Here is a 26,613-nt window from a genome sequence, read left to right on the forward strand (position 1 = left end):
CTTGGCGCGATGAGCCGATCCGCCGCCGCTGGTCGGGCTCCGCTCTGGCGGGATCGGACCTTCGGCACGTACTGGGTCGCCCAGTCGCTCTCGGCGGCCGGCGACTCGTTCGCCTACCTGGCGGTGCCGCTGCTGGTGCTCCAGGCGACCGGGTCGGTGGCGCAGATGGGCCTGCTCACCGCCGTCGCGGGCGCGGCGTCCGTCGTCGCCGGGATCTTCGGTGGGGTGCTGGTCGACAGGTACGACCGCCGCACCCTGATGATCGTGGCGGATCTGACCCGGCTGGTGCTCTACGCAGTGGTGCCACTGGCATGGCTCGCGGGCCCGCAGGTCTGGTTGCTCTTCGTCGTGCTGCCCATCTGTGAGGCGGCCGGCATGCTGTTCCAGGTCGCCGCGGTGACAGCGGTCCGCAACCTTGTCGACCCCGACCGGATCACCGAGGCCAACGGCCGGTTGCAGGCGACGTACGCGGCGGCGGCCGTCCTCGGGCCGCTGCTCGCCGGTGTGGTGGCGGCCCGCTTCGGCCCGGCCACCGCCATCGCCGTCAACGCGGCGAGCTTCGCGCTCTCGGCCGCCGGCCTGTGGCTGATCCGACTACGCCCTGTCCAGACGGACGAGGGGGTGGCCCGGCAACGCCCGCTGGTGGAGTTCCTGGCCGGGGCGCGGTTCCTGTGGCGACAGCCCGTGCTGCGCGCGCTGACCGTCCTGTTGTCGGTCTTCATCTTCCTCACCTACGGCTTCGTCGACGTGTTGATCTACCACGTCACGCACGACCTCGGCGGCTCCGAGGGCACCGTCGGCACGGTGCTCGGCCTGGCGGCGTTGGGCACTGTGGCCGGCGCGTTGCTGGTGGCGCCGCTGCGCCGCCGTCGCGGCTTCGGCCCCACCTGGATCGGCGCGCACGCGATCTGCGGTTTCGCCGTGGCGGGGGTCGGCATAGCCACCACAGTGCCCGCGGTCACCACGCTGACCGCCGTGTACCTGTGCTGTCTGAGCATCGGCGGGATCTGTTCGATGTCCCTGCGCCAGGAGATCACACCCGATCACCTGCTGGGCCGGGTCACGTCGGCGTTCTGGAGCACGCACTACGCCCTCGGTCCGGCCGGCGCTGTGATGCTGACCTGGGCCGCCGGCCGCTACGGCGCGCCAGCGGTCACGCTCGCGGCGGGCGCGGGCTGCCTGCTGGTCGCGGTCGGCGCCCTATTCACCCCGATCCGCCGAGCCGGCGCGGAGCCGGCCGCCGGACAGCCCGGACTGCGCCCGGCCCCGGCCGGCGGCTGAGCGGGGGCAGGCGGCCTCAGAACTCCTGGTACATCACGTGCAGGTTGACCCGGCCGAGGGCGGGGTGACGGAACGCGCCCGGCACGGTGCCGACCACCTCGAAGCCCTCCCGCCGGTACAGCCGCACCGCCGAACTGTTGCTCTCCGCCACGGCGTTGAACTGCATGCCGGCGTACCCCTGCCGGCGAGCCCAGGTCAGGGCGTCGCGGCACAGCGCGGTGCCCACACCCCGGCCCCGGGCGTCGGCGGCGACCATGAAGCTCGCTGTGGACACGTGCGCGCCCGGCCCTGGCCGGTTGGGGCCCATCTTCGCTGTGCCGAGCACCCGCTCGCCGTCGACCGCCACGACGGTCCGCCCCGGCGAGCCTTCGACCCACATGCCGTACGACTGCTCGGCGGTCATCGCCGGGTCGTAGACGAAGGTCTCCTGTGCCCGGATCACCTCCTCGACGATCGGCCACACCTGCGACCAGTCCTGCTCGACGAACTCCCGAATCAGCACCGGGGGAGGTTAAGCCTTGGACGAGTCCCGGACAACCGCGATATCCGCGGGGTGCATCCGCGCGGCGTCCCCGGTGCGAAGCATTGATCGTGACGAGACGTCACGGATCCGGTCGCTTCGACGAAAGGCCCGCTGATGAAGATCGCACGAATCGCCGCCCGGATGGCGGTGGGTGCCATGGCCACCGCGCTGGCCACCACCGCTGTCGCCGTACCGGCCGCTCAGGCCACCGGCAAGCCCAAGCCGCTCGGCACGACGTCACTCGCCCAGGTGCTCACCCGGGACAGCAGCGGCTTCGACCGCAACTCGCGTGACTTCGACGTGCTGACGGCGGCCGTGCTGGCCGTGCTGGAGGCCAAGCCGAACTCTCCGGTCAAGGTGCTCGCCGACGGCACCGTGGCGCTGACCGCGTTCATCCCCACCGACGCCGCCTTCCAGCAGTTGGTCCGCGAGATCACGCAGGCCCGGAAGCTGCCGAGTGAGAGCGCCGCCTTCACCGCCGTGGCCGGACTGGGCATCGACACCGTCGAGTCGGTGCTGCTCTACCACGTGGTCCCGGGCGCCACCATCGATCGCAAGACGGCGGTCCGGGCCGACGGCACGGACCTGACCACCGCGCTCGGTTCGGCAGTCGAGGTCGACGTGCGCACCTACCTGTACTTCTTCCGCCAGGTGCGGCTGGTCGACGCCGACACCGACGACCGTGACGCGCGGGTCGTGTCCTACGACGTCAACAGGGGCAACCGGCAGATCGCGCACGCCGTGGACCGGGTGCTGCGCCCGATCGACCTGCCCTGACCGCGGGCGGGTGGCGTCCGATGACGTCGGACGCCACCCGCGCCGGGCCGTCAGCCCGAGGCGAGCGCGGCCAGCTCCTGGTCGAGCAGGGCCGCCAGTCGGGCGTGCCGCCCGGGATGGCTGCGCGCGGTCATCCCGCGGCTGGGCATCTCCACGGTCATCAGCAGGTACAGGTGCAACCGGTAGAGACCGAGCCGGCGGCGTGCCGACGCGTTCAGCACCAACGGTTCGGCTGCACTGGCCCGGTAGCCGCGCAGCAGGGGGTGCTCCGGTTCGTCCTCGACGCGTCGGAAGAGCAGCGGCGAGACCAGGTCCAGCAGTGGGTCGCCGTAGAGGAACCGCTCGCCGTCCACCAGGCCGCGCAGCCGCAACCGACCGTCCGCGTCAGGTGCGGCCAGCACGTTGCCGTCCCAGCAGTCGAAGTGCAGCAGCGCCGGGCGGCGGACCTGGTCGAGCACGTCGGCGTGCCGCCCCACCAGCGCGCGCAGCTGCTCCGGCGTGACCGGCAGTCGGACGTCCCAGTCGGCCGCGTCGGCCAGGAGCGCGTCGAGCATCGCCGTGAACGCCGTGCGCCAGGTCGGCCCGCCGGCCCGGTCGTCGTCATACCCGAACCGCTCACCGGTCACCCGGTGCAACGCGGCGAGAGCCACCCCGAGGTCGTAGCGCGCCGGGCCGTCGTCGACCACGACACCGGCCTCGGCCAGGTCGGACAGCGACCGGCCGGGCAGCATCGCGGTGACCAACCACTCGCCGTACGCCGGGTCGGCGCCGCGCCGGAGCACCGGGGGGACGGGCACCTGCGGCGCCCGCTGCGCGACGAGCCGAAAGTATCGCTCCTCGGCAGCGCAGAGCCCGCGCTCGTAGCGCAGCAGCGGCGTTCCGGCCGGCGGAGCCAGTTTCAGCACCACCCGACTGTCGTCGTCGAGCAGCGCCCACCAGACCGTCGCGTACCCGCCGCCGGCCAGCGGACCGGCGTCCCGGACCCGGGTGTGTGACCCGAACGACGCACCGACCAGGTACGCCACATCGGCCCGGGTGAGGGGCCGCTGGGTCGGGCTGGCACCGGTCACGACGTGCTGTCACCTCGCCGCGCGCGTGGCGCGGAACCCGCTGTGGCGCGGGTGGACAGTGGGACGGGACCCGCGGTGTCGCGGCGGACCAGCTCGGCGGGGAGCACCTCGACCCGGGGCGTCGGGGCCCCGACGCCGAGCACCAGGGACATCGCCCGCACACCCATGTCGACAAGGGGCAGTCGCACGGTGGTCAGGGCCGGGGTCACGTCCCGGGCGATCGGCATGTCGTCGAAACCCAGCACCGAGATCTGCTGCGGCACTGCCAGCCCACGCGCGCGCACTGTGGCGAGCGCGCCGATGGCCATCGAGTCGTTGAGCGCCACGATCGCGGTCAGCTCCGGGTCGGCGTCGAGCAGTCGGGCGGTGGCCTCGGCGCCACCGTCGCGGTCGAACTCCGCGTACCGGATGCGCCGTTCGGGCAGCTCGCGGCCCTGCTCGGTGAGGGCCTGCCGGAGGCCGGCGAGCCGGTCGGTGGTGGTGGTCAGGATGCGCGGGCCGGCGACCACGCCGATCGCCCGGTGCCCCAGCCCGCACAGCTCCCGCCCGGCGAGGTAGCCGCCGGTCCGGTTGTCCGGCATCACCGCGTCGCCGGAGTGCTCGTGCCGGCCGATCACCGCCACCCGCCCGCCGGTGGCCTCGTACGCGGCGAGCTTCTCGTTGAGTTGCCGGGTGAACGCCTCGTCGTGGTAGCCCGAACCGGCCAGTATCAGCGCCGCCACCTGGTGGCCGCGCAGCAGCTCCACGTACTCCAACTCGCGGTCCGGGTCCCGGTAGCTGTTGCAGATCATCAGCAGCCGGCCCTGGTCGGTGGCGACCCGTTGCAGCCCCCGGGTGATCTCGGCGAAGTACGGGTCGGAGACGTCGTGCACGATCACGCCGACAGCGCTGCGGTGCGAGCGGGCCAGCAGTTGGGCGTGCGCGTTCGGCACGTACTGCAACTCGGCGACGGCGGCGAGCACACGTTCGCGCAACTCGTCGGTGACCGGCTTGCTGCTGCCGTTGATGACGCGGGAGGCGGTGGCGGGCGAGACGCCCGCTCGGCGGGCCACATCGGACAGGGTCGCCATGGCCCGCCCCCTCGATCTGTTGACGGCGTTTCGTCGTGCCGGCTAGCGTCACCGTACCGCAGAGAAAGCCCTTTCCCGCAGGGAGGCCCGGCCGTGTCCGATCGCTTCGCGGTACTTCAACTTGACGACCTTCCCGCCCGACAATGCTCGTGTGGCACCACCCGCCGGGGTTTCATCGCCGAGAGCGAGGGCCAGGCCAGCGTGCATCTGCTCCAGGTGCAGGACGCGGTGACCCACCACCACCGGATCGCCACCGAGTATTACGTAGTGCTCGCCGGCGAGGGCGAGATCGAGCTGGACGGCGTCCGTCACCCGGCCCGGCCGATGTCCGCGTTCCTGATCAAGCCGGGTTGCCGGCACCGGGCCATCGGTGATCTCACAGTGCTCCTGGTGTCTTTGCCGGCGGCGGACGACACCGACGAGTACTTCGATGCGTGATCGGCCGGCACCGCTGCCCGGCGGCGTCGGCGTGTCCCGGCTGCGCGTCTACGACACGGTGGCCCCGGACGGCCTGGTCGGCGGCACCCCGCACGTGCACCTGTGCTGCACCGAGGGGTACGTGGTGACCGACGGCGAGGGCGCGGTGCAGACAGTGACCACGGCCGGTTACCGGGAGACGCCGCTGCGGCCGGGGGTGGTGGTCTGGTTCGAGCCGGGCACCGTGCACCGACTGGTAAACGGTGGCGGGCTCAGCATCGTGGTGCTGATGCAGAACAGCGGCCTGCCCGAGGCTGGGGACGCGGTGCTGACCTTTCCACCCGAGGTGCTGGCCGACCCGGCCGCGTACGCCGCCGCGGCGGCGTTGCCCGACGGGGGAGCGCCGGGCACGGACGTGCACACCGCGTACCGCCGTCGGGATCTGGCGGTGACCGGCTTCCAGGCGCTGCGGTCCGGCGGTCCGGCGGCGCTGGCCGCGTTCCACGCCGCCGCGATCGCCCTGCGCCAGCCGCTGCTGGCGCGGTGGCGGCAGCGGTGGGAGGCGGGCGCCGGCCGCGCCGCCGCCGACACCGCCGCCCAGCTCGACGCCCTGGAGCGGGGGGATCCCGGCCACCTGGGGGACGCCGGGGTGTACGCGGTGAACGAGCCGGTCGAGCGGGGCCGGTTGGGCATGTGCGGTCTGCTCGACACCTATCCGGCGGCCGGCTGACAGTCCCTTCGGGACAGTTGTCGGGCCCGCCGGGCATCGGTGGAAACTGATCGAGGAAAGGCCTTGCCCGGCGTGAGGGGGCCGCCTACGCTCCAGGAAAGCGTTTGCCTGATCCGCCGACCGGCCCGGTCCATGGGCATCGAGCCGGGCCCCGAGGAGGTTCCGCGTGACCGAGAACTCTTTGGACACGGCGGGCCGGCAGGCCGCCGCCGACCAGGCCAGTGATGCGCGAGCAGCCGCTGCCGGGCCCGGCAGCCTCGGTGCGGACGGTGTCTCGTCCACTGTGGTGAAAACGCCACCCCGCGGCGGCCGTCCACCACGTCCCACCCTCGGTCGTCGGGCGGTGGCCTTCGCCGACTCGCTCTGGCGCCCGGCGCTGGTGCTCGCGGTCTTCTTCGCGGCCTGGTGGTTCGTGGCGGCCCGCGAGTACGTCCCGAACTACCTGGTGCCCACCCCCGGTCAGGTGTGGGAGACGATGACCACCCAGTGGTCCGAGTTGGCCCGGCACACACTGGTCACCCTCTACGAGACGGTGCTCGGCTTCGTGCTGGCCGCCGCGTTGGGTCTGGTCACCGCTGTCGCCATCGCCTACTCCCGCACCCTGGACAAGGCGCTCTACCCGATCGTCCTGTTCGCGCAGGTCATCCCGAAGATCGCCATCGCGCCGCTGCTGGTTGTCTGGTTCGGCCTCGGCCTCACCCCGAAGATCATCCTGGCGGTGCTCATCGCGTTCTTCCCGGTGGTCATCTCCGGCGTGGCCGGGCTGCGCTCCACCGACCCGGAGCTGCTCGACCTCGCCGCCACGATGGGTGCCGGGCCGTGGCGCACCTTCCGCAAGATCCGCTTTCCGAACGCGTTGCCGCACCTGATGGCCGGCCTGAAGGTGGCCGTCACCCTCGCCGTGGTCGGTGCCGTGGTCGGTGAGTTCGTCGGCGCCAGCGAGGGGCTCGGCTACGTCCTGTTGCTGGCCAACGGCAACCTCGACGCCCCACTGCTGTTCGCCGACCTGATCCTGATGTCGGCCATCGGCATCGTTCTGTTCGTCCTGGTCGAGATCGCCGAGGCACTGCTCATTCCGTGGCACGCCAGCCGCCGGGCCGGCGTGTCCCTCACCACCTCCTGACCGACCCCATCACGGAGGCACCGATGAAACGCACCGCCACCACCATCCTGGCCACCGCCGCCCTGCTCCTCGCCGCCACCGGCTGCGGTGGGGACGACCCCGCCGGCAGCACCAACGCCGACGGCAGCAAGCAGGTCACCCTCACCCTCAACTGGGTGCCCTACGGCGAGCACGCGCCCTTCTACTACGGCCTGCAGAAGGGTTACTACTCCGCCGAGGGCATCGACCTGAAGATCCTGCCCGGCAACGGCTCGGGCAACACCGTCAAGCAGGTCGCTCAGAAGCAGACCGACTTCGGGTGGGCGGACAGCCCGGTGCTGCTGAAGTCGGTGGCCAGTGGAATGCCGGTGCGCAGCCTCGGCGCGTACCTGGAGAAGGGACCCTCCTCGGTGGAGTTCTTCACCGAGGAGAACATCAAGACCCCGGCCGACCTCAAGGGCAAGACCGTCGGCGGCACCCCCGGCGACGCCCTCTACGCGACCTTCCCGGCCTGGCTGGAGAAGAACGGCCTCAAGAAGGACGACGTCAAGGTGGTGAACGTCGACGCCGCCGGCAAGATCGCCGCCCTGGCCGAGGGCAAGGTCGACGCCATCATGGGCTTCTTCCACGACCAGGCGCCCACCATCGAGAGCAAGACCGGCAAGAAGGTCGACGTGCTGCTCTTCGCCGACTACGGGATGAACCTGCTCGGCACCGGCCTGATCGCCAACACCCAGACCCTCCAGAAGGACCCGGAGCTGGTCCGCAAGTTCGTCCGGGCCACCCAGAAGTCCTGGGCCGACGCCGCCCGGGACCCGGCCGGCGCGGTGAGCGCGATGTCGGCTCTGGCCGAGAACGAGCCGGCACCCGAGGTGCTCACCAAGCAGCTCACGCTCAACATGCCACTGATCGGCGCGGACGGCCCGCCCGGGGTGAACACCGAAGCCCAGTGGACCGAGACCATCGACCTGATGTCCCGCTACGCCGAGCTGAAGGACCCGGGGGCGCCCAGCGCGTACTGGGACTCCTCGTACGCGGCGCAGGGGTGACCCGGTGACCGCCGCGCCGGCAGCCACCGGCACCGCCATCGGGATGTCCGGGCTGACCGTCCGGTTCACCACCCGACGGTCGCAGACCACAGCGTTGGACGACGTGTCGCTGGACATCGAGCCGGGCGAGTTCGTCACCATCGTCGGCCCGTCCGGCTGCGGCAAGTCCACCCTCCTGAAGATCGTCGCGGGGCTGGTCAAACCGACCAGCGGTGACGTGTCGTTGCTGGAGCGCCCGGTGCGCGGCCCGCAGAAGGAGATCGGCTTCGTCTTCCAGAAGGCCGCGTTGCTGGAATGGCGCGGTGCCCGAGCCAACATCCTGCTCCAGGCCGAGATGCGCGGCATGGACCGGGCACAGGCGGCCCGCCGCGCCGACGAGCTGATCGAGATGACCGGCCTGACCGGCTTCGAGAAGGCGTTGCCACACGAGCTGTCCGGTGGCATGCAGCAGCGGGTGGCTCTCTGCCGCGCGTTGCTGCACTCCCCGCCGGTGCTGCTGATGGACGAACCGTTCGGCGCCCTGGACGCGCTGACCCGCGAGCAGATGAACGCCGAACTGCACCGGATCTGGCGCGAGACCGGGACCACTGTAGTGCTGGTCACCCACTCCATCGCCGAGGCGGTCTTCCTCGGCACCCGGGTCGTGGTGATGAGTCCCCGGCCCGGCCGGATCATCCGCACCTTCCCGGTCGAGCTGCCGGCGCACCGCGACTACGCGCAGGTGATGTCGGATCCCCGCTTCGACCGGCTCGCCACCGACCTGCGTGGGTTGCTCGGCAGCGCGGCCGCCAACCACTGAGCGCGGATCGGCACGACCAGCACGACGGAAGGAACACCATGACCCGCAGGTCGATCGGCATCATCGTCAACGGCGTGACCGGACGGATGGGCTACCGGCAGCACCTCGTCCGGTCGCTGCTGGCCATCCGCGAATCCGGTGGTGTGGCGTTGGCCGACGGCACCACCATCTGGCCGGAACCGGTCCTGGTCGGGCGCAATGAGACGAAGCTCCGGGAGCTCGCCGAGCGGCACGGGCTGACCGACTGGACCACCGATCTGACCTCGGCGCTGGCCCGCGACGACGTCGAGATCTACTTCGACGCGCAGGTCACCCAGCAGCGGGAGAAGGCGATCCGGCAGGCCATCGAGGCCGGCAAGCACATCTACACGGAGAAGCCGCTGGCCGAGGACACCGCGGCGGCTCTTGACCTGGCCCGGGCGGCGGACGCGGCCGGCGTCCGCACCGGTGTCGTGCAGGACAAGCTCTTCCTGCCCGGCCTGCGCAAGCTCAAGCGCCTCATCGACGGCGGCTTCTTCGGCCGGATCCTCTCGGTGCGCGGCGAGTTCGGCTACTGGGTCTTCGAGGGCGACTGGCAGCCCGCTCAGCGGCCGTCGTGGAACTACCGGGCCGAGGACGGCGGCGGCATCGTGGTCGACATGTTCCCGCACTGGCACTACGTGCTGGAGGAGCTGTTCGGCCGGGTCACCGCCGTCTCCTGTGTGACCGCCACGCACGTGCCCGAGCGGGTCGACGAGGCCGGTCAGGCGTACGCGGCCACCGCCGACGACGCCGCCTACGGCATCTTCGAGCTCGACGGCGGGGTGATCGCGCAGATCAACTCCTCCTGGGCAGTGCGGGTGTACCGCGACGAGCTGGTGGAGTTCCAGGTCGACGGCACTGAGGGCAGCGCGATCGCCGGCCTGCGCAACTGCCGGGTGCAGCACCGGGCGGTCACTCCGAAGCCGGTGTGGAACCCGGACCTGCCGGCCACCGAGGACTTCCGCGCCCAGTGGGCCGAGGTGCCCGACAACGAGGAGTTCGACAACGGCTTCAAGGTGCAGTGGGAGGCGTACCTGCGGCACGTGGTGGCCGGCGAGCCGTTCCGGTGGGACTTCCTGGCCGGCGCGCGCGGCGTGCAACTCGCCGAGCTGGGGCTGCGCTCCGCCCGCGAGGGTGGTCGCATCGAGGTGCCGGAGCTGCGCTCATGAGCGCCGAGGTGGTGTTGCCCGGTGGACGGCGGCATCGGCTCGCCGGGGGGAGCGGTTTCGCCCGACCGGACGCGCCGGCGACCAGCCGGATCGCGTACGCCGCCGCTCACGTGGTCGCCGATCCGGGCGCGGAGAACGTGCCGGGTGCCCCGGCGGCGGTGGACTGGGACACCACGCTCGCCTTCCGGCGGCATCTCTGGTCGTACGGGCTGGGGGTCGCCGAGGCGATGGACACCGCCCAGCGGGGGATGGGGCTGGACTATCCGGCCACCCGGGAGCTGATCCGGCGCAGCGCCGCCGAGGCCCGCGCCGTCGGCGGGCGGATCGTCGCCGGGGTCGGCACCGACCAGCTACCGGTCGGCCCGGCCACACTGGCGGCGGTCGCCGCCGCGTACGCCCAGCAGCTCGACGACGTCCGCGCCGCCGGTGCCCGGCCGGTGCTGATGTGCAGCCGGCACCTGGCCGCCGCAGCGCGCGGCCCGGAGGACTACCTGCGGGTGTACGACGAGCTGCTGAGCGCCACCGACGAACCTGTGGTGCTGCACTGGTTGGGCCCGATGTTCGACCCGGCGTTGACCGGCTACTGGGGTGCTGTCGACCTGGACCTGGCCGCCGACACGGTGATCGAGCTGATCAAGGCGCATCAGTCCAGTGTGGACGGCATCAAGGTGTCGCTGCTGGACGCCGACCGGGAGGTCGCGTTGCGTCGCCGCCTGCCGGCCGGGGTACGCCTCTACACCGGTGACGACTTCCACTACCCGGAGCTGATCCGGGGTGACGAGGTGGGTCACTCCGACGCGCTGCTCGGGGTGTTCGCGGCCATCGCGCCGGCCGCCGCCGCCGCTCTGGCAGCCCTGGACCGAGGGGACCTGACGGCGTACGACGAGATCTTCGGGCCCACGGTGCCGTTGGCCCGGCACCTGTTCGCGGCGCCGACCTGGCACTACAAGACGGGGATCGTGTTCCTGGCCTGGTTGGCCGGGCACCAGGACCACTTCACGATGGTCGGTGGCGCGCAGTCCGGTCGGTCCCCGGCGCACCTGGCCACACTGCTCACCCTGGCCGACGCGGCCGGGCTGCTGCCCGACGCCGACCTGGCCGCCGCCCGCGCCCGAGCGCTGTTCAGCGTGGCGGGGGTGGCCCAGTGAGCGCGAGGAGTGAGCCGGTTGTGGGAGTCCCGCAGTCGCGAGCGAAGACCAGCCCAGTGAGCCTCGCGCGCTTCTCGTTCAACCAGGCGACCGCCCAGCGCTGGCCGTTGCCCGAGGTGGTGGCCGGGTGCGTCGCGGCCGGCGTACCGGGCATCGGCCTGTGGCGGGAGCCGGTGGCCGGGTACGGGTTGGCCCGCTCGGCGAAACTGGTCCGCGACGCCGGCCTCGCCGTCACGTCGCTGTGCAGGGGCGGCTTCTTTTCCGCCGACGACTGGCGGGCGGAAAACCTGCGCGCCATCGAGGAGGCCGCCGCCCTCGGCGCTCCGGAGCTGGTGCTGGTGTCCGGTGGGCTGCCGGCCGGCAGCCGGGACGTCGACGGCGCGCGCCGTCGGGTCGCCGACGCGATCGGCGAACTGGCCCCGCACGCCGAGGCCGCCGGGGTACGGCTGGCCATCGAGCCGCTGCACCCGATGTTCGCCGCCGACCGGTGCGTGATCGCCACCCTCGGCCAGGCACTGGACATCGCGGAGCGGTTCGACCCGGCGGTGGTCGGCGTGGTCGTGGACGCGTACCACGTCTGGTGGGACGACACGGTCTACGCGCAGATCGCGCGGGCCGCCACCCGGATCGCCGCGTTCCAGGTCTGCGACTGGGTGACCCCGCTGCCGGAGGGGGTGCTGCTCGGCCGGGCGCTGCCCGGTGACGGCTGCATCGAGCTGCGTCGGCTGCGCGAGGCGGTGGACGCGGCCGGCTACGTCGGCCCGATCGAGGTGGAGGTCTTCTCCGCCGAGGTGTGGGCGCGTCCGGGTGCGGAGGTCCTCGACGCGGCGATCGCCGGCTACCTGCGCCACGTTGTCTGACAACCCCGAACGGCGGTGGCCGGCGGCGGTCGGCGCCTGGTTGGGCATCGGCACCGCACCCGCCACGCTGGTGCTCGGCGCGGCGATGGCCGCCCGACACGGCGGCGCGGTGCCGGTGGCGGGGCTGCTGGTCGGCGGGGCGCTGATGGCGGCACTGCTCTGGGGGCAGGGCCGGATCGGGCTGCGCCGACCGCTCGGCGACGGCGGAACGCTGACAGCGGTGCTGCCCGCGTACCTGGGGGACACCTCGCGGCTGCTGCTGGCGGCGGTGCTGGCCGTGTCGATGGTCGGTTGGAACGGGTTCAACGTCGGGCTCGGCGGGGCCTCGCTGGCCGCACTGACCCACCTGCCGGGCTGGGCCGGGCCGGTGCTGCTGGAGGTGGCGGTCCTCGCCGTCTCCTGGGCGCCGGCCCGGCTCGGCAACCGGGTCGCGGTGGTCACCACGCTCAGCGCTGTGGTGCTGGTCGGCTGGTGCCTGACGATGCTGCCACCACCCGGTGCGCCGGTCCGTCTCGCTGGTGGCGGGCTCGCCGACGCTGCCGCGCTGATCGGGTACGCGGCAGTGTTCGCGCTGCGGGCACCGGACTTCAGCGTGGGCCTTTCCCGAAGGCGGGACCTCGCCTGGTGCGTGGGGCTGCTGATCGGGCCGGCGCTGCTCGGGGTGCTCGCCGGGGCCGGCCTGTGGCTGCGCACCGGCTCGGCCGACGTGGTCGCGCTGCTCGCCGCCGGGTCGGGGCTGGCCGCGTACGCGAATCTGTTCGTCGCGGTGGCGGTCTTCGCGGCGGCGCTGACCACCACGTACTCCGGTTCGCTGGCAATGCGTGGCCTGGCTCCGCGCCTGCCGGCGCGGGCGGCGATGCTGCTCGTCGCAGTGCTCGGCGGGATCCTGGCGGTCGCGCGGTTCGACCGTCTGGTGCTGCCCTGGCTGACAGTGCTGGCCGCCGCGTTGCCGGTGCTGGTGGTGCCGATGGCAGTGGAAGCCGCGGCCCGTCGGCGCGGTCGTGCCCCGCGTACCGTGCCTGCCTGGTGCTGGATGCCGCCGGCGCTGCTCGCGGTGGCCTGCACGCTCGCCGGGGTGGGTGTCGCCCCGCTGCTCGGGTTGGCCCTGGCCGCGGCGTGCACCGTGCTCTGGCGGCGACGAGGAGACGTCGCCTAGGCCGCAGCGGGGATGGTGGCGTCGATGAGGTGTGGCCCCGGCTGGTTCAGCGCCGCGGAGAACTGCTCCGCGAGTTGCTCGGCGGTGGTGGCGCGGGTGGCGGGCATCCCGAACGCGTTGGCCAGCCCGACGAAGTCGATCTGAGGATTGGTCAGGTCGAACAGCGGATTGGCGTCGGGGTTGGCAGACCCCGGCTGCTTGCTGAAGTAACCCCACTCTTGGCGCAGGATCGCGTACCCGTGGTTGTTGAGGATCACGTTGGTGATGTTCAACCGCTCGCGTACCTGGGTCCAGAGCGCGGTGGCGGTGTACATGACGCAGCCGTCGGCCACCAACGCCACCACCGGTCGGTCGGGTGCGGCGACGGCGGCGCCGACGGCCAGGGGCAGGCCGTCGCCCATGGCGCCACCGGTCTGCATCAGCACGTCGTGTCGGGGAGCGCCAGCGGTGGCGGTGGCGAGGGCGAGGCCGGAACTCACTGACTCGTCGATGATGATGGCCCGTTCGGGTAGCAGCGCCGCGATGACGTCGGCCCAGTTCTGCACTGTGAGTGCGCCAGTGGGTGGTGCCGGTCGGCGCGGGTCGGTGACCTGGGCCGTCGCGTCCGGTGCCACCAGGTCGGCGAGCCGGACCAGCGCGTCGACGGCGTCCTGGCCGACCTCGGCCAGGACGTGCGTCTGGGCGCCCTCGGGCACGAGGAGGCTCGGCTGGTCGGGGTAGGCGAAGAACGACACCGGTGCCTTGGTGCCCGCGACGATGACGTGCCGCGCGCCGTGCAGTTGGTCGAGCACCTGGTCGGGATAGAAGCCGAGCCGGGGGAACGCGGGTAGGCCCGCCCCTCGTTCGACCCGGTTGGAGTAGAGCTCCTGGAAGACCCGCGCTCCGGTCGCCGCGGCGATGCGGCCCGCTGCCAGCAGGCCCGCCTCCCGCAGAGCTGGTCCACCGATCACCAGTGCTGTCGTCTCGCCACTCCGCAGAGCTTCCGCGACCTGGGTGATCGTTCCCTGGTCGACGGTCGGCGCCGGCCGGGGCCGAACGGGAGCGCCGGCTGCACCTCCGTCGGACCAGGACACGTCCGCCGGCATGACCACGGTGGCGATGTGCCCCGGTGGCTCCAGGACGGCGGCGAGTGCGGCAGCGGCGTCCGGTCCCGCGCCGGCGGCATCCTCGGGGCGGCGGACGGGGCCACGCAGCCATCCCGCGAGGGCGGCGATGTCGGAGTTCAACGGCGGGTCGAACGCGGTGTGGAACGTCGCGTGGTCCCCGACGATGTTCACCACCGGCGAGTTGGCGCGGCGGCTGTTGTGCAGGTTCGTCAGGCCGTACGCGAGACCGGGCCCGAGATGCAGCAGCGTCGCCGCGGGCTTGCCGGCGATCCGGGCGTAACCGTCGGCCGCGCCGCTGACCACGCCCTCGAAGAGGGCGAGCACGCCGTGCAGCTCGGGAACCGCCTCAAGCGCTCCGATCAGGTGCAGCTCGGTGGTGCCGGGGTTCGTGAAGAGCACCTCGACCCCGCCGTCGACAAGCGTCCGCAGCAGTGCTTCCGCGCCGTTCACGCACGTCACCCCATCGCCGGTCGGATCAGCAGTGATTCGATACTAAGCTCGCATTTCGGACTACTGCTGCTCGGTCCCGGTAAATCGCCCGCTAGGTGAGGAGGGGGATCCGATGGAACGGGGATGGGCCGAACGGGGCTACCGGGTCCGGTGCCTGGACATCGGCATCGATCGCTGCTTCGACATCTGCTAGCTAGGCGCTCCGGTTCGTGGCCACCCACTCGCGAGAGGCGGTGAACTTCTCGACCGGGTCGCCGAGGACCGACCACGGCCACTCGGTGACCATCCCGTCGAGCAACGCGAACACGTGCGCGGCCGCGTCGAACTCCTCGGCCAGTTCGAAGGTCAGCGCGAAGATCGCCAGCCGTGGCGCCCAGCCGGGACCGGCGGGAATGTAGTCCGGGTGGAAGATCGAGTTTTCCGCGGCGGTGAGGAGCTCGGCGCGGACCTCGTCCGAGTCGAAGTACGCGTTGCCCTCTTCTACGTCGGTGGCCTCCCACCTCTCGAAGTGGGCGACGGCCACCAGTTCGTGCAGGAGGCTGTTGGGCCCGGCCGCCGCGGCGGCGCTCCGCGCGAAGTCGAACATCTCATCGTGGCTGCCGGACCACTTCTTACACAGATACTGCAACCGCTGCTCGTGCGCGACCACGTGCCCCGGGTGGAGACGCGTCACCGCCTCGAAGCGCTGCTGAGCCTCCGCCGCCCTGATGCCCAGGCCCCGGGCGCTGGTCACCAGCCACGCTCGTGCGGTGACATTGTCGGGTTCCTGGGCGAGCACCTTCTCCAACAACGCTTCGGCGTACTGCAGTCGCTTGTGGAACTCCTGGAGCTGGGCGGCGGCGGTGTACTTGGCCCGCTTGCCGCCACGTGCCTCCCACGCCCAGTGCACCGCGTGGCAGCCGGCGACCAGCACGGGCAGCGTCGACTCGGGCTCGGCGTCGATCCAGTCGCCGATCCAGTCCTGAATCCCGTCGACCCCGCCGACCGCCTCCATGAGGAAGGCCATCTCGTCCGGATCGGCGGCCATGGTGAGCAGTTCCCGGGCGAACTTCCACCTGCGCTTCTCCAACGCCCGGATCAGGGCCTTCCGGTGGGGGTCACCATAGGTCGGGTCCAGTGCCGGGGCCTTTGACCGCTTGATGAATGACCACATGCCACCGAACCCCCATGTCGTACGCCAGGTGGCCGCTGATACTAGATGATCACGCGGCCGGCGGGCTGACCGGTGCGCGCCTCAGCGGTGGCGGCGCCGACTCGTGGGGCTGGGCGCCCTCGCCGAGGCGTTGTGATCTTATACGCACCAGTGATCCGTAACACCGCGCAAATCTTCGATTAACCGTCGTGGACTTGGGTGGGGGAGCGCTCCCAGTGCGGGTCGCGATCAATGAGGGACGCTCCACAAGGGAGCAATCGAAAGGAGCCTCGTGGCTACAGGCACGAGCGGAAACAGGCTGCGAAGACTGGCGATACCTACGCTGGTCGTCGCCCTGATCACCGGTACCACCGGTGTAGCGGGAACGGCGTCGGCGGCACCCGCGGGGTCGTCGGGCAACGGCAGCGGCGCCGGCTACTTCACCGCCGGGTCCGACCGGAAGGTCACCCTGACCGACGGGGGCGACCGCCGACCCGGTGGCAACCGTGCGGCCACGCCGAAGGCAGCCGTCGACGAAACCGGCACCGGCATGTACGTCGTCGAGTTGGCCGAGGACCCGTTGACCACGTACACCGGTGGGGTGTCGGGTCTGACCCGCACTCGCCCGGCGGCAGGTAACCGGCTGGACGTGACGTCGACGCCGTCGCAGGCGTACCGCCGGCACCTCGACACGCAGCGGGGCGCCGTCGCCGCCGCGGCCGGGGTCACTGTCAACGCCGTCTACACCACCGCCTTCAACGGGTTCTCGGCAAAGCTGACCACCCAGCAGGTGAGCACGTTGCGGGCGGACAAGCGCGTCCGCGCCGTCACCGCCTCGCGGGCCCTCGGCACCCCCTCGGCGCCGCCCACCGCGACCACGGCGACCGCCGCCAACCCGACGCCCGCCACCTCGAGTGACGCGGACCAGTCGGCGCCGACGGACCGCTCCGGCCGGCCGGCCAAGCCCGGCCCCGGCACGGGCGCGGGCATGGTGATCGGCGTCCTCGACACCGGCATCTGGCCGGAGAGCGCATCGTTCGCCAAGAAGATGCCCGCTCCCGCGAACTGGCGCGGCACCTGCCAGACCGGCGTGGCCTTCGTGGCCGAGCACTGCAACGGCAAGATCGTCGGTGCCCGGTACTTCGCCGACTCGTGGCTCGCCGGCGGTGGCTCGGTGCCCGAGGGCGAGTTCCTGTCCCCCCGCGACGCGTCCGGGCACGGCACCCACACCGCTTCCACGGCCGCCGGCCTGCCGATCTCGAACGTCACGATCGACGGTCGCCGCTTCGGTCCCGTCTCCGGGGTGGCGCCGGACGCTCAGATCGCCGTCTACAAGGTGCTCTGGGGTGGCATGGGCTACGACGCCGACATCATCGCCGGCATCGACGCGGCCGTCGCCGACGGCGTGCAGGTGCTGAACTTCTCGATCGGCTCGCAGCTCGGCGACTGGGAGGCCAACACCCCCATCGGCGTGGCGTTCCTCAACGCCTCGCTGGCCGGGGTCTTCGTCGCGGCATCGGCCGGCAACACCGGCATCGTGAGTGGCGCCATCAGCAACGCGGCACCCTGGGTGACCACCGTCGGAGCGGCGGTGACCAAGCTCGACGAGGCCACCGCCAAGCTGGGCGACGGCACGAAGCTGGTCGGCGGCTCTCTGGACGCCCTGCCCGGCGGTGGCGCACGGCCGCTGGTCTTCGGTGAACAGGCCGGCTCGCCGGATCTGGGCGCGGTCTACTGCGAGCCCGGCAGCCTGGACCCCGCCAAGATCAAGGGCAAGGTGGTCGCCTGCGCGCTGTCCGACATGTTCGGCTCCGCCGCCGAGATCAAGGCCAAGGGTGGGGCGGCGATGATGGTGTTCGACCCGGTCGGGAACTACCGGATCAACTCCATTTTCAACTTCCCGGTTGTCTACCTGCCGACCGAGAAGCAGGCCGGCACGCTGTTCAACTACCTGATGCGCCACCCCACCGACGCGACAGTCTCGTTGCGCACCGGCGGTGACGGCTCCAGCGTCCCGGGCATACCGAGCGTGGCGGACTTCTCCTCCACCGGCCCGGACAAGGTGACCCTCGGCGTCTTCAAGCCGGACCTGGTCGCGCCCGGATCGAACATCATCGCCGCCGTCTCACCAGCGGGCAACTTCGGGCGACAGTACGACGCGTACTCCGGCACCTCGATGGCCTCACCGTACGTGGCCGGGGCGGCGGCGGTCCTGCGCGCCACCCACCCGGACTGGTCACCCGGCGCGGTCGCCTCCGCGCTGCGCACCACCGCCACCGACACCGTCGGCACCAGCAGCCCCCTCGACCAGGGCAGCGGTTTCATCAATCTGCACCGGGCCACCGACCCGGGCTTGGTCATCGAGCCCACGGCGGCGGAGCTGATCGAGTTCAGCGAGACGACCGAACCCGACGGCAAGGCACTCAACCTGCCGGCCATCTCGTTGCGCGAGTACGACGGGACCCGCCCGGTGACCCTCACCCGCACCCTGACCAACGTGGGCAAGGCGCGGGAGACCTACCGTTCGTCGGTATCCGGTCTGCCCGGCATGAAGGTGACCGTGTCGCCGGCATCGGTGACCCTGGCGCCCGGCAAGTCCGCGACGATCACCATCACGCTGCGTCGGGGCAGCGCGCCCTGGGACCGGTACGTGACCGGGTCGATCACCTGGCAGGGTAAGGCGCACAGCGCCCGGATCCCGGTCGCCGCCCGTCCGTGGGGCATCTCGGCCCGGCCGTACGCTGACGATGGCGAGGAGTTCGCCCGGATGACCAACGGCGCCTTCGGCATGGTCCAGCCGGGCTTCACCGGCCGGCTCGTCGGTCGCAGCACCGGCTACACGCCGATGCGGCGCACGTCGTACTCGATGCCAGCCGGCGTCTACGGGGGCGTTTTCGACCCGAGCGCCACCGGCGTGAAGACTGTCGACTTCACGGTGCCGGCGAACACCGCCGGCATTGTCGTCGAGGCCAACACCGCCGACCCGAACACGAACCTCGATCTCTACCTGTACAAGGGCGACACCCTCGTCTACAGCAGTGACAGGTTCTGGACCAGCGCCGAGCAGGCGTACAAGTTCCTGCCCGAGCCGGGGCGCTACACCGCGTACGTGTTCGCCCAGTACCCCGGTGGTCCCGTCGTCGACTTCGAGCTGGGCCACGCCATCATCGGCCGTAACGCCACGTATTCGGGTGCCACCCTCACGCTGCCCTCCACCTCGGAGCGCGGTCAGGGCTTCAACTTCACGCTGAAGCCCAACAAGCCGCTGGCCGAGGGTGACTTCTGGGCGTACACCGAGTACAGCACCAACGGCACTGTGGTCCCCGGCAACCTCGTCTACACGCAGCAGAGTTCCTGGCAGTAACCGTTCAACCGAGCGTGGGGCGGTGCGACGTGCACCGCCCCACGTCCGGAACCGCCGGTCAGGTGGTGACGTCGGCTGGCCGGTACGGCCGCTGACGAGGCAAGCTATCTCCGGGCCGCCCGGATACACGATCTCAAATGTGTCAGGCATCAACCGCCACGGGATCGTCGGTTGGCGTTGCGACGGTCTCCGGTAGGTGGGTGGTTACGACCTGGTCTCGGCGAGATAGGCGGCGACGGCCTCGGCCGCTTGGCGTTCCCAGTCTTCTATCGGGTGGTTTTCCGCGGCGTAGGGCGGCAGGTTCGGCGGTTGGACGCCGAGGACCCACAGGAGCGTTTCAGCCTGGGTGAGTTTGTAGCGATCCACGTAGGGGTCACCTTCTGCCCAGGCTTGGGCGTAGGCCGCTTGGGCGTGGGTGATCGCTTGAGCGGTGTCGCCGAGCGTGTGCCTGAGCTCGGCCAGCGTCTGGTGCGGAGGTTTGTTGAGCGATGAGAGCCGGTGGGCGACCGCACGGGCATCGTTGTGGCGGTCGGACCGGGCGCGTAACTGAGCCAGGGCGAGGAGCGCCTCGGCATCGACGTCTGGGAAGCCGGACTCCCGGGCCATGCGGACCGCTTCTTGTAACGCCTCGGCTGCTTCAGCGGTCTCACCGCGTTGCAGGAGCCACCGTCCGCGCAGGAGGTGCAGTTGGCGAACGCCCTTTCGGTTCCGCCCTCCGGCGGCTATGCGCTCGGCCTGGGATAGTGCCTCGCCAGTGAGTCTGCCCTGCGGGAACGCAACGTATAGGAGGTAAGAGATATTGGGGGTGCCTGGGCGCATGAGGTTGATGTCCACCTCCCGGTTCATCGGTTCAAGCAGACTCCAGTACCGCTCGGCCTCGGCCCAACGTCCCAGTTGGCCGAAATACGCCATAGCCCACACTTGAGAGGTCAGCAGTTGCTCCTCTCGGCGCTCGACCGCTCCGGCGAGCTCGAGCGTCAGATTGATGCAGCGTCCAGCGACGGTGAAGCGGCGCAAACGCGCGAGGCAAGCGGTAATGCTTCTCAAGTTCGTACAAATATTGAAGTGGTCGCCAAGTTCGGTCCTGAGTGTCAGGGACAGCTTGACGCATTCTGCTGCCTCGTGCTCCAGGCCGAGTTCGCCTAGTGCTATCCCGGCCGCTGTCGCCAGTCTTGCAAGGACGGGTGGGCGCACCACCTGCGTCGACCGGCCCACTGTGAGTATGGGGCGGGTCAGAGCGACCAGTTCGGGATAGGCTTCCAACCGGAACGCCATGGTCTCGGCTAGGTCGCAAATCAGCTCGGCGGCGTTGTTGAATTGTTCGATCTGGACCGTCGTCCGCGCGACGGTGAGTGCGTCGCGGAGGTCGTCGAGGCTGGCCGCATGCTCGTAGGTGTTGGATGACTGTTGCGAGAAGTGGTCGATGATCTGTTGACCGATGCGGTCCCGCTCACCTGGCAGCAGGCGGGCCCGGGCGGTGGCGCGCACGACGGGATGCAGGTCCCACCTCCGCGCGTTGCGCTCATACTGCAACAGCCCGCGACGTTCCAGATCGGTGACGGTCGTGGCCAGGGTCGTCGACGACTGCGGTTTCGACATTGGTACGGGCGAGTCGGACCGCTCACCGCCAGTCGGTGTCGGTCGGTGGTCCGAATGCAGCGCCGCCATGGTGGTGTAGTCCACCGCATCGTTGAGGATGCTCAGTGCGGACAGCAGGCGGCGGCTCGCCTCCGGCAACGCCTCGAGCGCCGCTGTGAGGATGTGGTTGCGCTTCCACGGCAGGTCGGGGTCGCCGAGATCGAGCCGGCCACCGAACTCCGGATCAGTCGCCCACCGGTCGAAGTCTCCGCGCGCCGGGAGGTAGTTGTTCACCAGACCGGCGACGATGCCGGCAACCAGTGGATGGCAGTCGCAGTGCCGTTGCAGGTAGTCCTGGATCCGGTGGCTGTCGCCGGTGACGCCACAGCCGCGCAGCATGGCTTCCGCGTCGGCCGGACGCAGGCCGGGCAGGCGCTCGACGAGCACGCCAGGGATCGGCTGGTTCGCGGCGTTGAGCAGCACCTGCGGCGTAAGCCGGGAGGTGACCAGCACTTTGGACGGTGTGGCGTCGGTCAATTGCTGGAGCAGTTCGTCGTCGACCGGCCGGATCGCGCTGCACGGGTCGCGGTCAGCGAACTCCTCGGAGGTCCCGGCCAGTTCGTCCGGGAGTTGGCCGGCGTCATGGCGGTGATAGGCCACCAGAAGCCGTTCCACACCGTCCAGCACCAGAAGCCACGGCCGCGATCGCAGCTGCTCCAGCAGCAACTCGGTCAGCTTCGTCAACTTCATGCCACGGAGGTCGGCAAGAGGGCGGCCGGTCATATAAGCCACTGCGTGGCGGCAGAAGTCGGCCATCGTGGCGCCGCTGTCGTAGAACGAGTACCAGACTCGGCCCGCCAGGTCCGGGCGCACGATCGGGGCGTACTTGGTGACCCACTGCCAGGTCAGCATGCTCTTGCCGGTGCCGCCGATCGCCTCGAACAACAGGACAGGGTGTGGCTGCGCCGCAGAGGCCCAGTCGTCGAGTGTCTCCAGCTGACCGGCCCGGCCCACGAACGCGTGGGAGCCGAGGTACCGCGGTACCGCGTACAGCCCGGGCGGTGCCGCAATCGCGTCGGCGTCTGCGATGCGGGCGGTCGGCGCGTCGGCGCGGCGCGGTCGGGGCAGCCAACGGCGGTTGCGGACCCATGGCTGCCGGTCGGCCCACGCCAGGTCGTTGTGGACCGGCTGATGATCGGGTGGCAGTTGCGCGGCAGTCGCCCGCCACACGTGCGCGGGGGTGAACCACTCCGGCCCGTCGGACAGGCCGTCGAGGGCCTGGATGAGCCGGTCAGTGAACAATGTCAGCTCGCCGTCCGGGGGAACGGACGCCTCGGTCGCCCCGTCGGCCGCACCGATGAAGTACCAGCCGGCAGTCTCGCCGATCTTCACCGAAGCCCCGGGCAGCGCCGTTGCGGCCCGCCCGGAGAAGCAGCAGTCCAGTACCAGCATGCGCTTGTCGGCGCGCGATCCGCCCGCGGCGGCGACCAGTTCGGACACCGGCACCATCGTGGCGCGGGGATGTTGCCGATCGGCGTCGCGCATCGCCAGGCACAGCTCGCCACCCGCGGGCTCCGCGTGGCCGACGAAGTACACCAGCAGCATGCCTTGCCGCTTGACCAGCTGTCCGGCGTCGGCCACGGTTCGCAGTACGGCGGCCCGGTCAGGATCGATCAGCTCGAACAGCCGCGACGGTCGAGACAGACCCCACACCGACGTGTCGACCAACTCGGCGGCAAGGCGTCGCACCGACTCCCGAGCCTGCGGCACCGACGGAAAATCCGAGCGTGGATAGTCCGTGACGCCGATGAGGACAGCCACCGACTGGCCTGGATCGAGCCGGCCAATGTCGGCGTCCCACGATGACACATGAGTCATCGTCGCGGCCAGTCGTCGCCGAGCGCGTCGCGCATGATCTGTTCGACGTTCGCGGCCGGCCCGGAATACTCAATGTCGACTTGACGGACGCCGTCAGGAAGATCGACCCGGGTCAGCCGCAACTTCGCGTGGCTCTCCGCAAGGCCGGCGCGCACCCGCTGCCGCAGATAGCCGTACAGCGCATTCGCTACGATCCCAAGGCCGATGTTCGTAGCGACGAGTTCCAGCACCTCCGAAGCGCCAAGGGTATGTCCCGGAACGACTGGACGCCCACGGGCGATCGGCACGTCATCGAAACGCGGATCCTGGCCGAGACTCGTTTCGAGGTCGCTCAAACCACCATCAACGTCATTGACCCACGACACTTCAAGGCGCATATGCCCTCCGCATCCTCGATGTATCCTCGCCTGCCGGACTGGCCACAACGATCGGTCTGCCGCATGGTAGCGACTGACGCCAAGACAGCGACGGTAGCCCATTCGTGGCGAGGGTCCGCCCATTTTGGCGACGGGATATGACGAAACGTTCCTCCGGTGCTGGGTGGGGCGGTGATGAGACGCCCAGCCCTTCAAGGGGTCGCCGACTCAACAGCGCCGACATCCGAGAACCCGCACTGATCTGCCGCTGGTCGAGCGGCACCGGAACTGTCACGCCATCAGGGACGCTTCCAGGTCGCGGCGGGTGAGGGCAGCGCGGAGTTGTAGCGCCTCGGCGGCCAGATTCTCACGACCGCCCTGCTCGCGGTCGATGGCGCAGACCACTGTCTCCACCTGGGCGCCGATGGACCGTAGCTGCGCGCACGATGCCAGTAGTGCGCCTCCCGTGGTGACCACGTCCTCGATCAGCACGACACGCCGCCCGTTCACCGGACCGCCCTCGGCGGCCTTGTTGGTGCCGTACTCCTTGGCGTGTTTTCGCACGAAGACTGTGGGCAGCCCCGTCAGCTGTGACATTACAGTGGCGAGAGGGATACCGCCCATCTCCATCCCCGCCAGCACGTCGCACTCCGGCAGCATGGCCACCATCTCTTCGGCGACCTCGCGCAACAGATCCGGCTGCCCTTCGAACAGGTACTTGTCGAAGTACTCCTCGCTGACCTGCCCGGACCGCAGACGGAAACGCCCGGTGAGGTGGCAGGTGTCGTAGACGCGGCGCGCGAGTGGGTAGGTCACCTGCCCAGCGTCGCATCTCGCCTGGATCAACAGCCCGCGGGTTCGGATCGTGACGGCCGTGGTCCCGCGTTCAGGGCAGCGGGTACGCGGTGAGACGATCGGCGAGCTGCTTCGGGTGGCTGAGCGGCACGCAGTGGCCGCCGTCGATCTCGTCGGGGACGACGCCGAGCCGGTCGGCGGCAACCCGGCGCTGGAAGTCCGCCGGGAAGAACCGGTCCTCGCGGGCGAGGAGCACAGTCGTCGGCACGTCTGGCCAGGCGTCCAGGGGCCACGGCTCGTCGCCCTCAGCGCTGACCTGGTCCCGGCTGTGTGCTGCTGCTTCGGCGATGATCTCGGCGGGGACACCGTTGTAGAACTGCTGCTCCTCACTGAGCCCTTCGGCGCTGCGGTAACCGGTGTTGGCCCACCAGTCACCGGGCCTCTCACCGGGCTTGGGGACCATCGGTGTGAGCAGGACGAGCAGCCGTACCGGCAGCTTGTCGGCGATGAGCGGCGCGGTGAACGCACCGTACGAGTGACCGACGACCACGAGGTCCCTCCGGTCGCCGATCGCGTCGACGACCGTCTGGCGGAACTCGGTGAACCCCGCGGATCCGTCCTCGATCGGCAGTTCCGGTACGACCACGTCGTGGCCGAGGCTGGTCAGCTCGGGGACAAGGAGATGCCAGTCCCAGGCGCTGCCCCCGCCGCCGTGGATCAGAACGAAAGTCGCCATGCCCCGAAGCCTCACACACGGGTACGACGCGCGCCTCTGTCGATGACGATGCGCTGGGATACGGAAGACGACAGCGCTTCGGGGCAGTCAAATCAAGGTTGAGGTCAGTAGGGTGCCGTCGATGGGGCACCGGCCACCCCCGAGGTGGTCCTCGGCGTGGCTCAGGTGACAGCTACCGATTCCGAAGGAAGCCCGGCATGAGCAGCCCACGCGAAACGTTCCTCCGACTGGTGAACGGTGTCTGCGACGGTCCGTACGAGGACTTGGCCGACCTGTACGCCGAACAGACCCTTGTCACGCATCCGTTCCACCCGCTCAACCCGCCGCCGCTGCGTAGCCGCGACGAACTGCACGAGCACTTCACCGCGCCGCCTCCGGTCGCCCGGACGCTGGTCCGTAAGCCAGTCGACCTGACGATTCATGAGACTGTGGACCCGGAGGTGATTGTCGCCGAGTTCGCCTATGAGGGGCGGGTAGCCGAGACGGGTGAGGCATTCACGGTGCCCTGCGTCTTCGTAATGCGTATCCGCGATGGGCTCATCGTCGAGTCCCGAGATTACATCGACCCCATCGCGAGCGCCCGTGCCTGGGGTCAACTCGACAACCTCTTGACCGCGCTCCGTCCACGAGACAGCACCTCCACCGAGGGCGCAGCCCGACCCTGATTCGTGAACGCCACCAACTCGTGCTCAACTTCGCTCGCCCACGCCCAACAGAGTTCCTGGCAATAGCCCGCCCTGAGCGGTGGGGCGGCATCGATGTGCGCCGCCCCACCGACGGCACCCCGGCGGCTACCGGTCGTACCTGCCGCCGTCCATTCGGAGGGTGGCGCCGGTCAGGTAGCCGGAGACCGGGCTGGCCAGGTAGGCGACGAGGTCGGCGTAGTCGCGAGGGTTTCCGATGCGGCCGACGTCGGTGCCAGCGCGAATCGGGGCAGCATTGCGCTCAACCTCCTCCCACGTCTCACCCCATCCGTTCTCGCGGCCGAGTTCCATGAGGTATTTGCGGGTACTGGGGACGAGGATGGTGCCGGCCGCGATGGCGTTGGAGGTCACGCCCGTGTGCTTGAGGTCACGGGACAACGACCGGGCGAGGTTGAGCCGGGCGGCGTTGCTGGCTGCGTAGTGCGGCTGCCCCGCCGACGGCGCTTCACCTGTCACGCTGCCGATCTGGATGACACGGCCCCACCCCTTGGCCCGCATCGCGGGCACCAGATGTCGGATCAGGCGGACCGAGCTGAGCACGTTGAGGTTGTACATGTCGGCCCACGCGTCCGCGTTCAGGTCGGACCACCCTGATTCGGGATCGTAGGCGCCGGCGTTGTTGACCAGGATGTCCACCTCACCGGCCTGGGTAGCCACGGCCTCGGCGCCGACATCAGTGGTGAGGTCTCCGATCACGGCCTGACCGCCCACCTTCTGCGCGGTCTGCTCCGTACGGGTCTGGTCCCGGCCGTGAACGACCACGGCAACGCCTTCGGCTGCCAGGACAGCCGCGATCTCCGCGCCGAGACCGCTGCTCGCACCCGTGACCAGAGCGCGCTTACCAGCAAGCTGCAGATCCATTGTCTTCCCCCGTCGCTTCCGAAACGGTCGGGCCAGTGCTCGCCGCCGCATCGGACTGTGACTCGCAGATAATGGACCCGCAAGTCCAGAATTGGTACCGCCGATCCATCCAGCCGGAGGGACTCGCTTGTCGGCACCCCTCGGCCGAGCCTCGTCGAACGGTGGGACGGCTCGCGGCGATATTGATCGAGTTGAGGCGGGCGCGTCCGCGCGAGGACTCGGGCTGCTGGGCCAGCAAGGTTCGACCTGATCGGCTTTACCGCCGAAACCGTGATCTTGGGCGGCTTCCGTTAGCTCGGCGGGCCCCGTGGAGCAGATCGTCTGGGCGCAACACCGTCTAGTGATCAACTCGGCGGTGTCGAGCGGCGGGGGGGGGGGGGGGGCCCCCCCCCCCCCCGCGGCCCACCGACAAGGGGAACGGGGGGGGGGGGAGTTGGGGGGGGGGGGACACCCGGGGGTTGGGTGGGGGAAACCCGCGGGG

Annotated in this window: 23 protein-coding genes; 13 read left to right on the forward strand and 10 right to left on the reverse strand. The window is 70.5% G+C overall.

The annotated features are described in order from the left end of the window. Positions 1-9: 9 nt before the first annotated feature. Positions 10-1,281, forward strand: coding sequence for an MFS transporter (locus AB0C19_RS06990; RefSeq protein ID WP_357180642.1), 1,272 nt, complete (start codon positions 10-12; stop codon positions 1,279-1,281). A gap of 16 nt (positions 1,282-1,297) precedes the next feature. Here the strand turns inward: AB0C19_RS06990 and AB0C19_RS06995 are convergent, their stop codons facing one another. Then, positions 1,298-1,783: a GNAT family N-acetyltransferase gene (locus tag AB0C19_RS06995; RefSeq protein ID WP_357180645.1), complete on the reverse strand. Its 486-nt coding sequence runs from the start codon at positions 1,781-1,783 to the stop codon at positions 1,298-1,300. Between the two features lie 135 nt (positions 1,784-1,918). Between AB0C19_RS06995 and AB0C19_RS07000 the strand changes: the two genes are divergently transcribed. Further along, a complete protein-coding gene (locus AB0C19_RS07000; RefSeq protein ID WP_357180648.1) occupies positions 1,919-2,581 on the forward strand; it encodes a fasciclin domain-containing protein in 663 nt (220 codons plus the stop codon). A gap of 50 nt (positions 2,582-2,631) precedes the next feature. Here AB0C19_RS07000 and AB0C19_RS07005 read toward each other — a convergent pair whose 3' ends face one another. After that, on the reverse strand, positions 2,632-3,651 hold the full coding sequence (locus AB0C19_RS07005; protein ID WP_357180651.1) for an aminoglycoside phosphotransferase family protein: 1,020 nt from the start codon (positions 3,649-3,651) through the stop codon (positions 2,632-2,634). Then, positions 3,648-4,721: a LacI family DNA-binding transcriptional regulator gene (locus AB0C19_RS07010; RefSeq protein ID WP_357180654.1), complete on the reverse strand. Its 1,074-nt coding sequence runs from the start codon at positions 4,719-4,721 to the stop codon at positions 3,648-3,650. The genes AB0C19_RS07005 and AB0C19_RS07010 overlap by 4 nt, the downstream gene beginning before the upstream one ends. A 93-nt stretch (positions 4,722-4,814) precedes the next feature. On the opposite strand from AB0C19_RS07010, the gene AB0C19_RS07015 reads away from it, so the two are divergent. The 9 genes from AB0C19_RS07015 to AB0C19_RS07055 all read left to right on the forward strand — a co-directional run bounded on the left by AB0C19_RS07015 (position 4,815) and on the right by AB0C19_RS07055 (position 13,172). Then, a complete protein-coding gene (locus AB0C19_RS07015; protein ID WP_357180657.1) occupies positions 4,815-5,159 on the forward strand; it encodes a cupin domain-containing protein in 345 nt (114 codons plus the stop codon). Further along, the gene (locus AB0C19_RS07020) at positions 5,152-5,868 is read left to right on the forward strand and encodes a cupin domain-containing protein (protein ID WP_357180661.1); all 717 of its coding nucleotides are present in this window, start codon (positions 5,152-5,154) and stop codon (positions 5,866-5,868) included. The genes AB0C19_RS07015 and AB0C19_RS07020 overlap by 8 nt, the downstream gene beginning before the upstream one ends. Positions 5,869-6,034: 166 nt before the next feature. Further along, on the forward strand, positions 6,035-6,991 hold the full coding sequence (locus AB0C19_RS07025) for an ABC transporter permease (RefSeq protein ID WP_357180664.1): 957 nt from the start codon (positions 6,035-6,037) through the stop codon (positions 6,989-6,991). Between the two features lie 23 nt (positions 6,992-7,014). Continuing rightward, entirely contained in the window at positions 7,015-8,019 is a 1,005-nt protein-coding gene (locus tag AB0C19_RS07030; RefSeq protein ID WP_357180667.1) for an ABC transporter substrate-binding protein, read from the forward strand. Positions 8,020-8,023: 4 nt separating this feature from the next. After that, complete coding sequence (locus tag AB0C19_RS07035; RefSeq protein WP_238669169.1) at positions 8,024-8,818, forward strand: ABC transporter ATP-binding protein; 795 nt, start codon at positions 8,024-8,026, stop codon at positions 8,816-8,818. Positions 8,819-8,856: 38 nt separating this feature from the next. After that, positions 8,857-10,008, forward strand: coding sequence for a Gfo/Idh/MocA family oxidoreductase (locus tag AB0C19_RS07040; RefSeq protein ID WP_357180671.1), 1,152 nt, complete (start codon positions 8,857-8,859; stop codon positions 10,006-10,008). Next, the gene (locus tag AB0C19_RS07045; protein ID WP_357180674.1) at positions 10,005-11,156 is read left to right on the forward strand and encodes a dihydrodipicolinate synthase family protein; all 1,152 of its coding nucleotides are present in this window, start codon (positions 10,005-10,007) and stop codon (positions 11,154-11,156) included. The genes AB0C19_RS07040 and AB0C19_RS07045 overlap by 4 nt, the downstream gene beginning before the upstream one ends. A 56-nt stretch (positions 11,157-11,212) precedes the next feature. Further along, complete coding sequence (locus tag AB0C19_RS07050) at positions 11,213-12,016, forward strand: sugar phosphate isomerase/epimerase family protein (protein WP_357180677.1); 804 nt, start codon at positions 11,213-11,215, stop codon at positions 12,014-12,016. Continuing rightward, positions 12,009-13,172: a hypothetical protein gene (locus tag AB0C19_RS07055; protein ID WP_357180681.1), complete on the forward strand. Its 1,164-nt coding sequence runs from the start codon at positions 12,009-12,011 to the stop codon at positions 13,170-13,172. The genes AB0C19_RS07050 and AB0C19_RS07055 overlap by 8 nt, the downstream gene beginning before the upstream one ends. Here AB0C19_RS07055 and AB0C19_RS07060 read toward each other — a convergent pair. Together AB0C19_RS07060 and AB0C19_RS07065 are read right to left on the reverse strand one after the other, a co-directional pair. Further along, positions 13,169-14,728 (reverse strand): acetolactate synthase large subunit, encoded by a 1,560-nt coding sequence (locus tag AB0C19_RS07060; protein ID WP_357180684.1) that lies wholly within the window; start codon positions 14,726-14,728, stop codon positions 13,169-13,171. The genes AB0C19_RS07055 and AB0C19_RS07060 overlap by 4 nt on opposite strands. Positions 14,729-14,921: 193 nt before the next feature. Beyond that, a complete protein-coding gene (locus AB0C19_RS07065) occupies positions 14,922-15,881 on the reverse strand; it encodes a DUF4034 domain-containing protein (protein ID WP_357180687.1) in 960 nt (319 codons plus the stop codon). Between the two features lie 271 nt (positions 15,882-16,152). Between AB0C19_RS07065 and AB0C19_RS07070 the strand changes: the two genes are divergently transcribed. Next, positions 16,153-19,224, forward strand: coding sequence for a S8 family serine peptidase (locus tag AB0C19_RS07070; protein ID WP_357180690.1), 3,072 nt, complete (start codon positions 16,153-16,155; stop codon positions 19,222-19,224). 204 nt (positions 19,225-19,428) lie between these two features. Here the strand turns inward: AB0C19_RS07070 and AB0C19_RS07075 are convergent, their stop codons facing one another. The 4 genes from AB0C19_RS07075 to AB0C19_RS07090 all read right to left on the reverse strand — a co-directional run bounded on the left by AB0C19_RS07075 (position 19,429) and on the right by AB0C19_RS07090 (position 24,567). Continuing rightward, positions 19,429-22,671: a hypothetical protein gene (locus tag AB0C19_RS07075; protein WP_357180693.1), complete on the reverse strand. Its 3,243-nt coding sequence runs from the start codon at positions 22,669-22,671 to the stop codon at positions 19,429-19,431. Positions 22,672-22,676: 5 nt separating this feature from the next. Then, positions 22,677-23,057, reverse strand: coding sequence for a hypothetical protein (locus AB0C19_RS07080; RefSeq protein ID WP_357180696.1), 381 nt, complete (start codon positions 23,055-23,057; stop codon positions 22,677-22,679). Between the two features lie 270 nt (positions 23,058-23,327). Further along, complete coding sequence (pyrE, locus tag AB0C19_RS07085; protein ID WP_357180699.1) at positions 23,328-23,852, reverse strand: orotate phosphoribosyltransferase; 525 nt, start codon at positions 23,850-23,852, stop codon at positions 23,328-23,330. A 70-nt stretch (positions 23,853-23,922) separates the two neighbouring features. Beyond that, a complete protein-coding gene (locus AB0C19_RS07090) occupies positions 23,923-24,567 on the reverse strand; it encodes an alpha/beta hydrolase (RefSeq protein ID WP_357180702.1) in 645 nt (214 codons plus the stop codon). 197 nt (positions 24,568-24,764) lie between these two features. Between AB0C19_RS07090 and AB0C19_RS07095 the strand changes: the two genes are divergently transcribed. Next, complete coding sequence (locus AB0C19_RS07095) at positions 24,765-25,232, forward strand: nuclear transport factor 2 family protein (protein WP_357180705.1); 468 nt, start codon at positions 24,765-24,767, stop codon at positions 25,230-25,232. Positions 25,233-25,358: 126 nt separating this feature from the next. Here AB0C19_RS07095 and AB0C19_RS07100 read toward each other — a convergent pair whose 3' ends face one another. After that, complete coding sequence (locus AB0C19_RS07100) at positions 25,359-26,132, reverse strand: SDR family NAD(P)-dependent oxidoreductase (protein ID WP_357180708.1); 774 nt, start codon at positions 26,130-26,132, stop codon at positions 25,359-25,361. Positions 26,133-26,613: the final 481 nt, after the last annotated feature.

Origin of the sequence: Micromonospora sp. NPDC048842 (assembly GCF_040649935.1) — a bacterium.
Taxonomy (GTDB): Bacteria; Actinomycetota; Actinomycetes; order Mycobacteriales; family Micromonosporaceae; genus Micromonospora; species Micromonospora hortensis.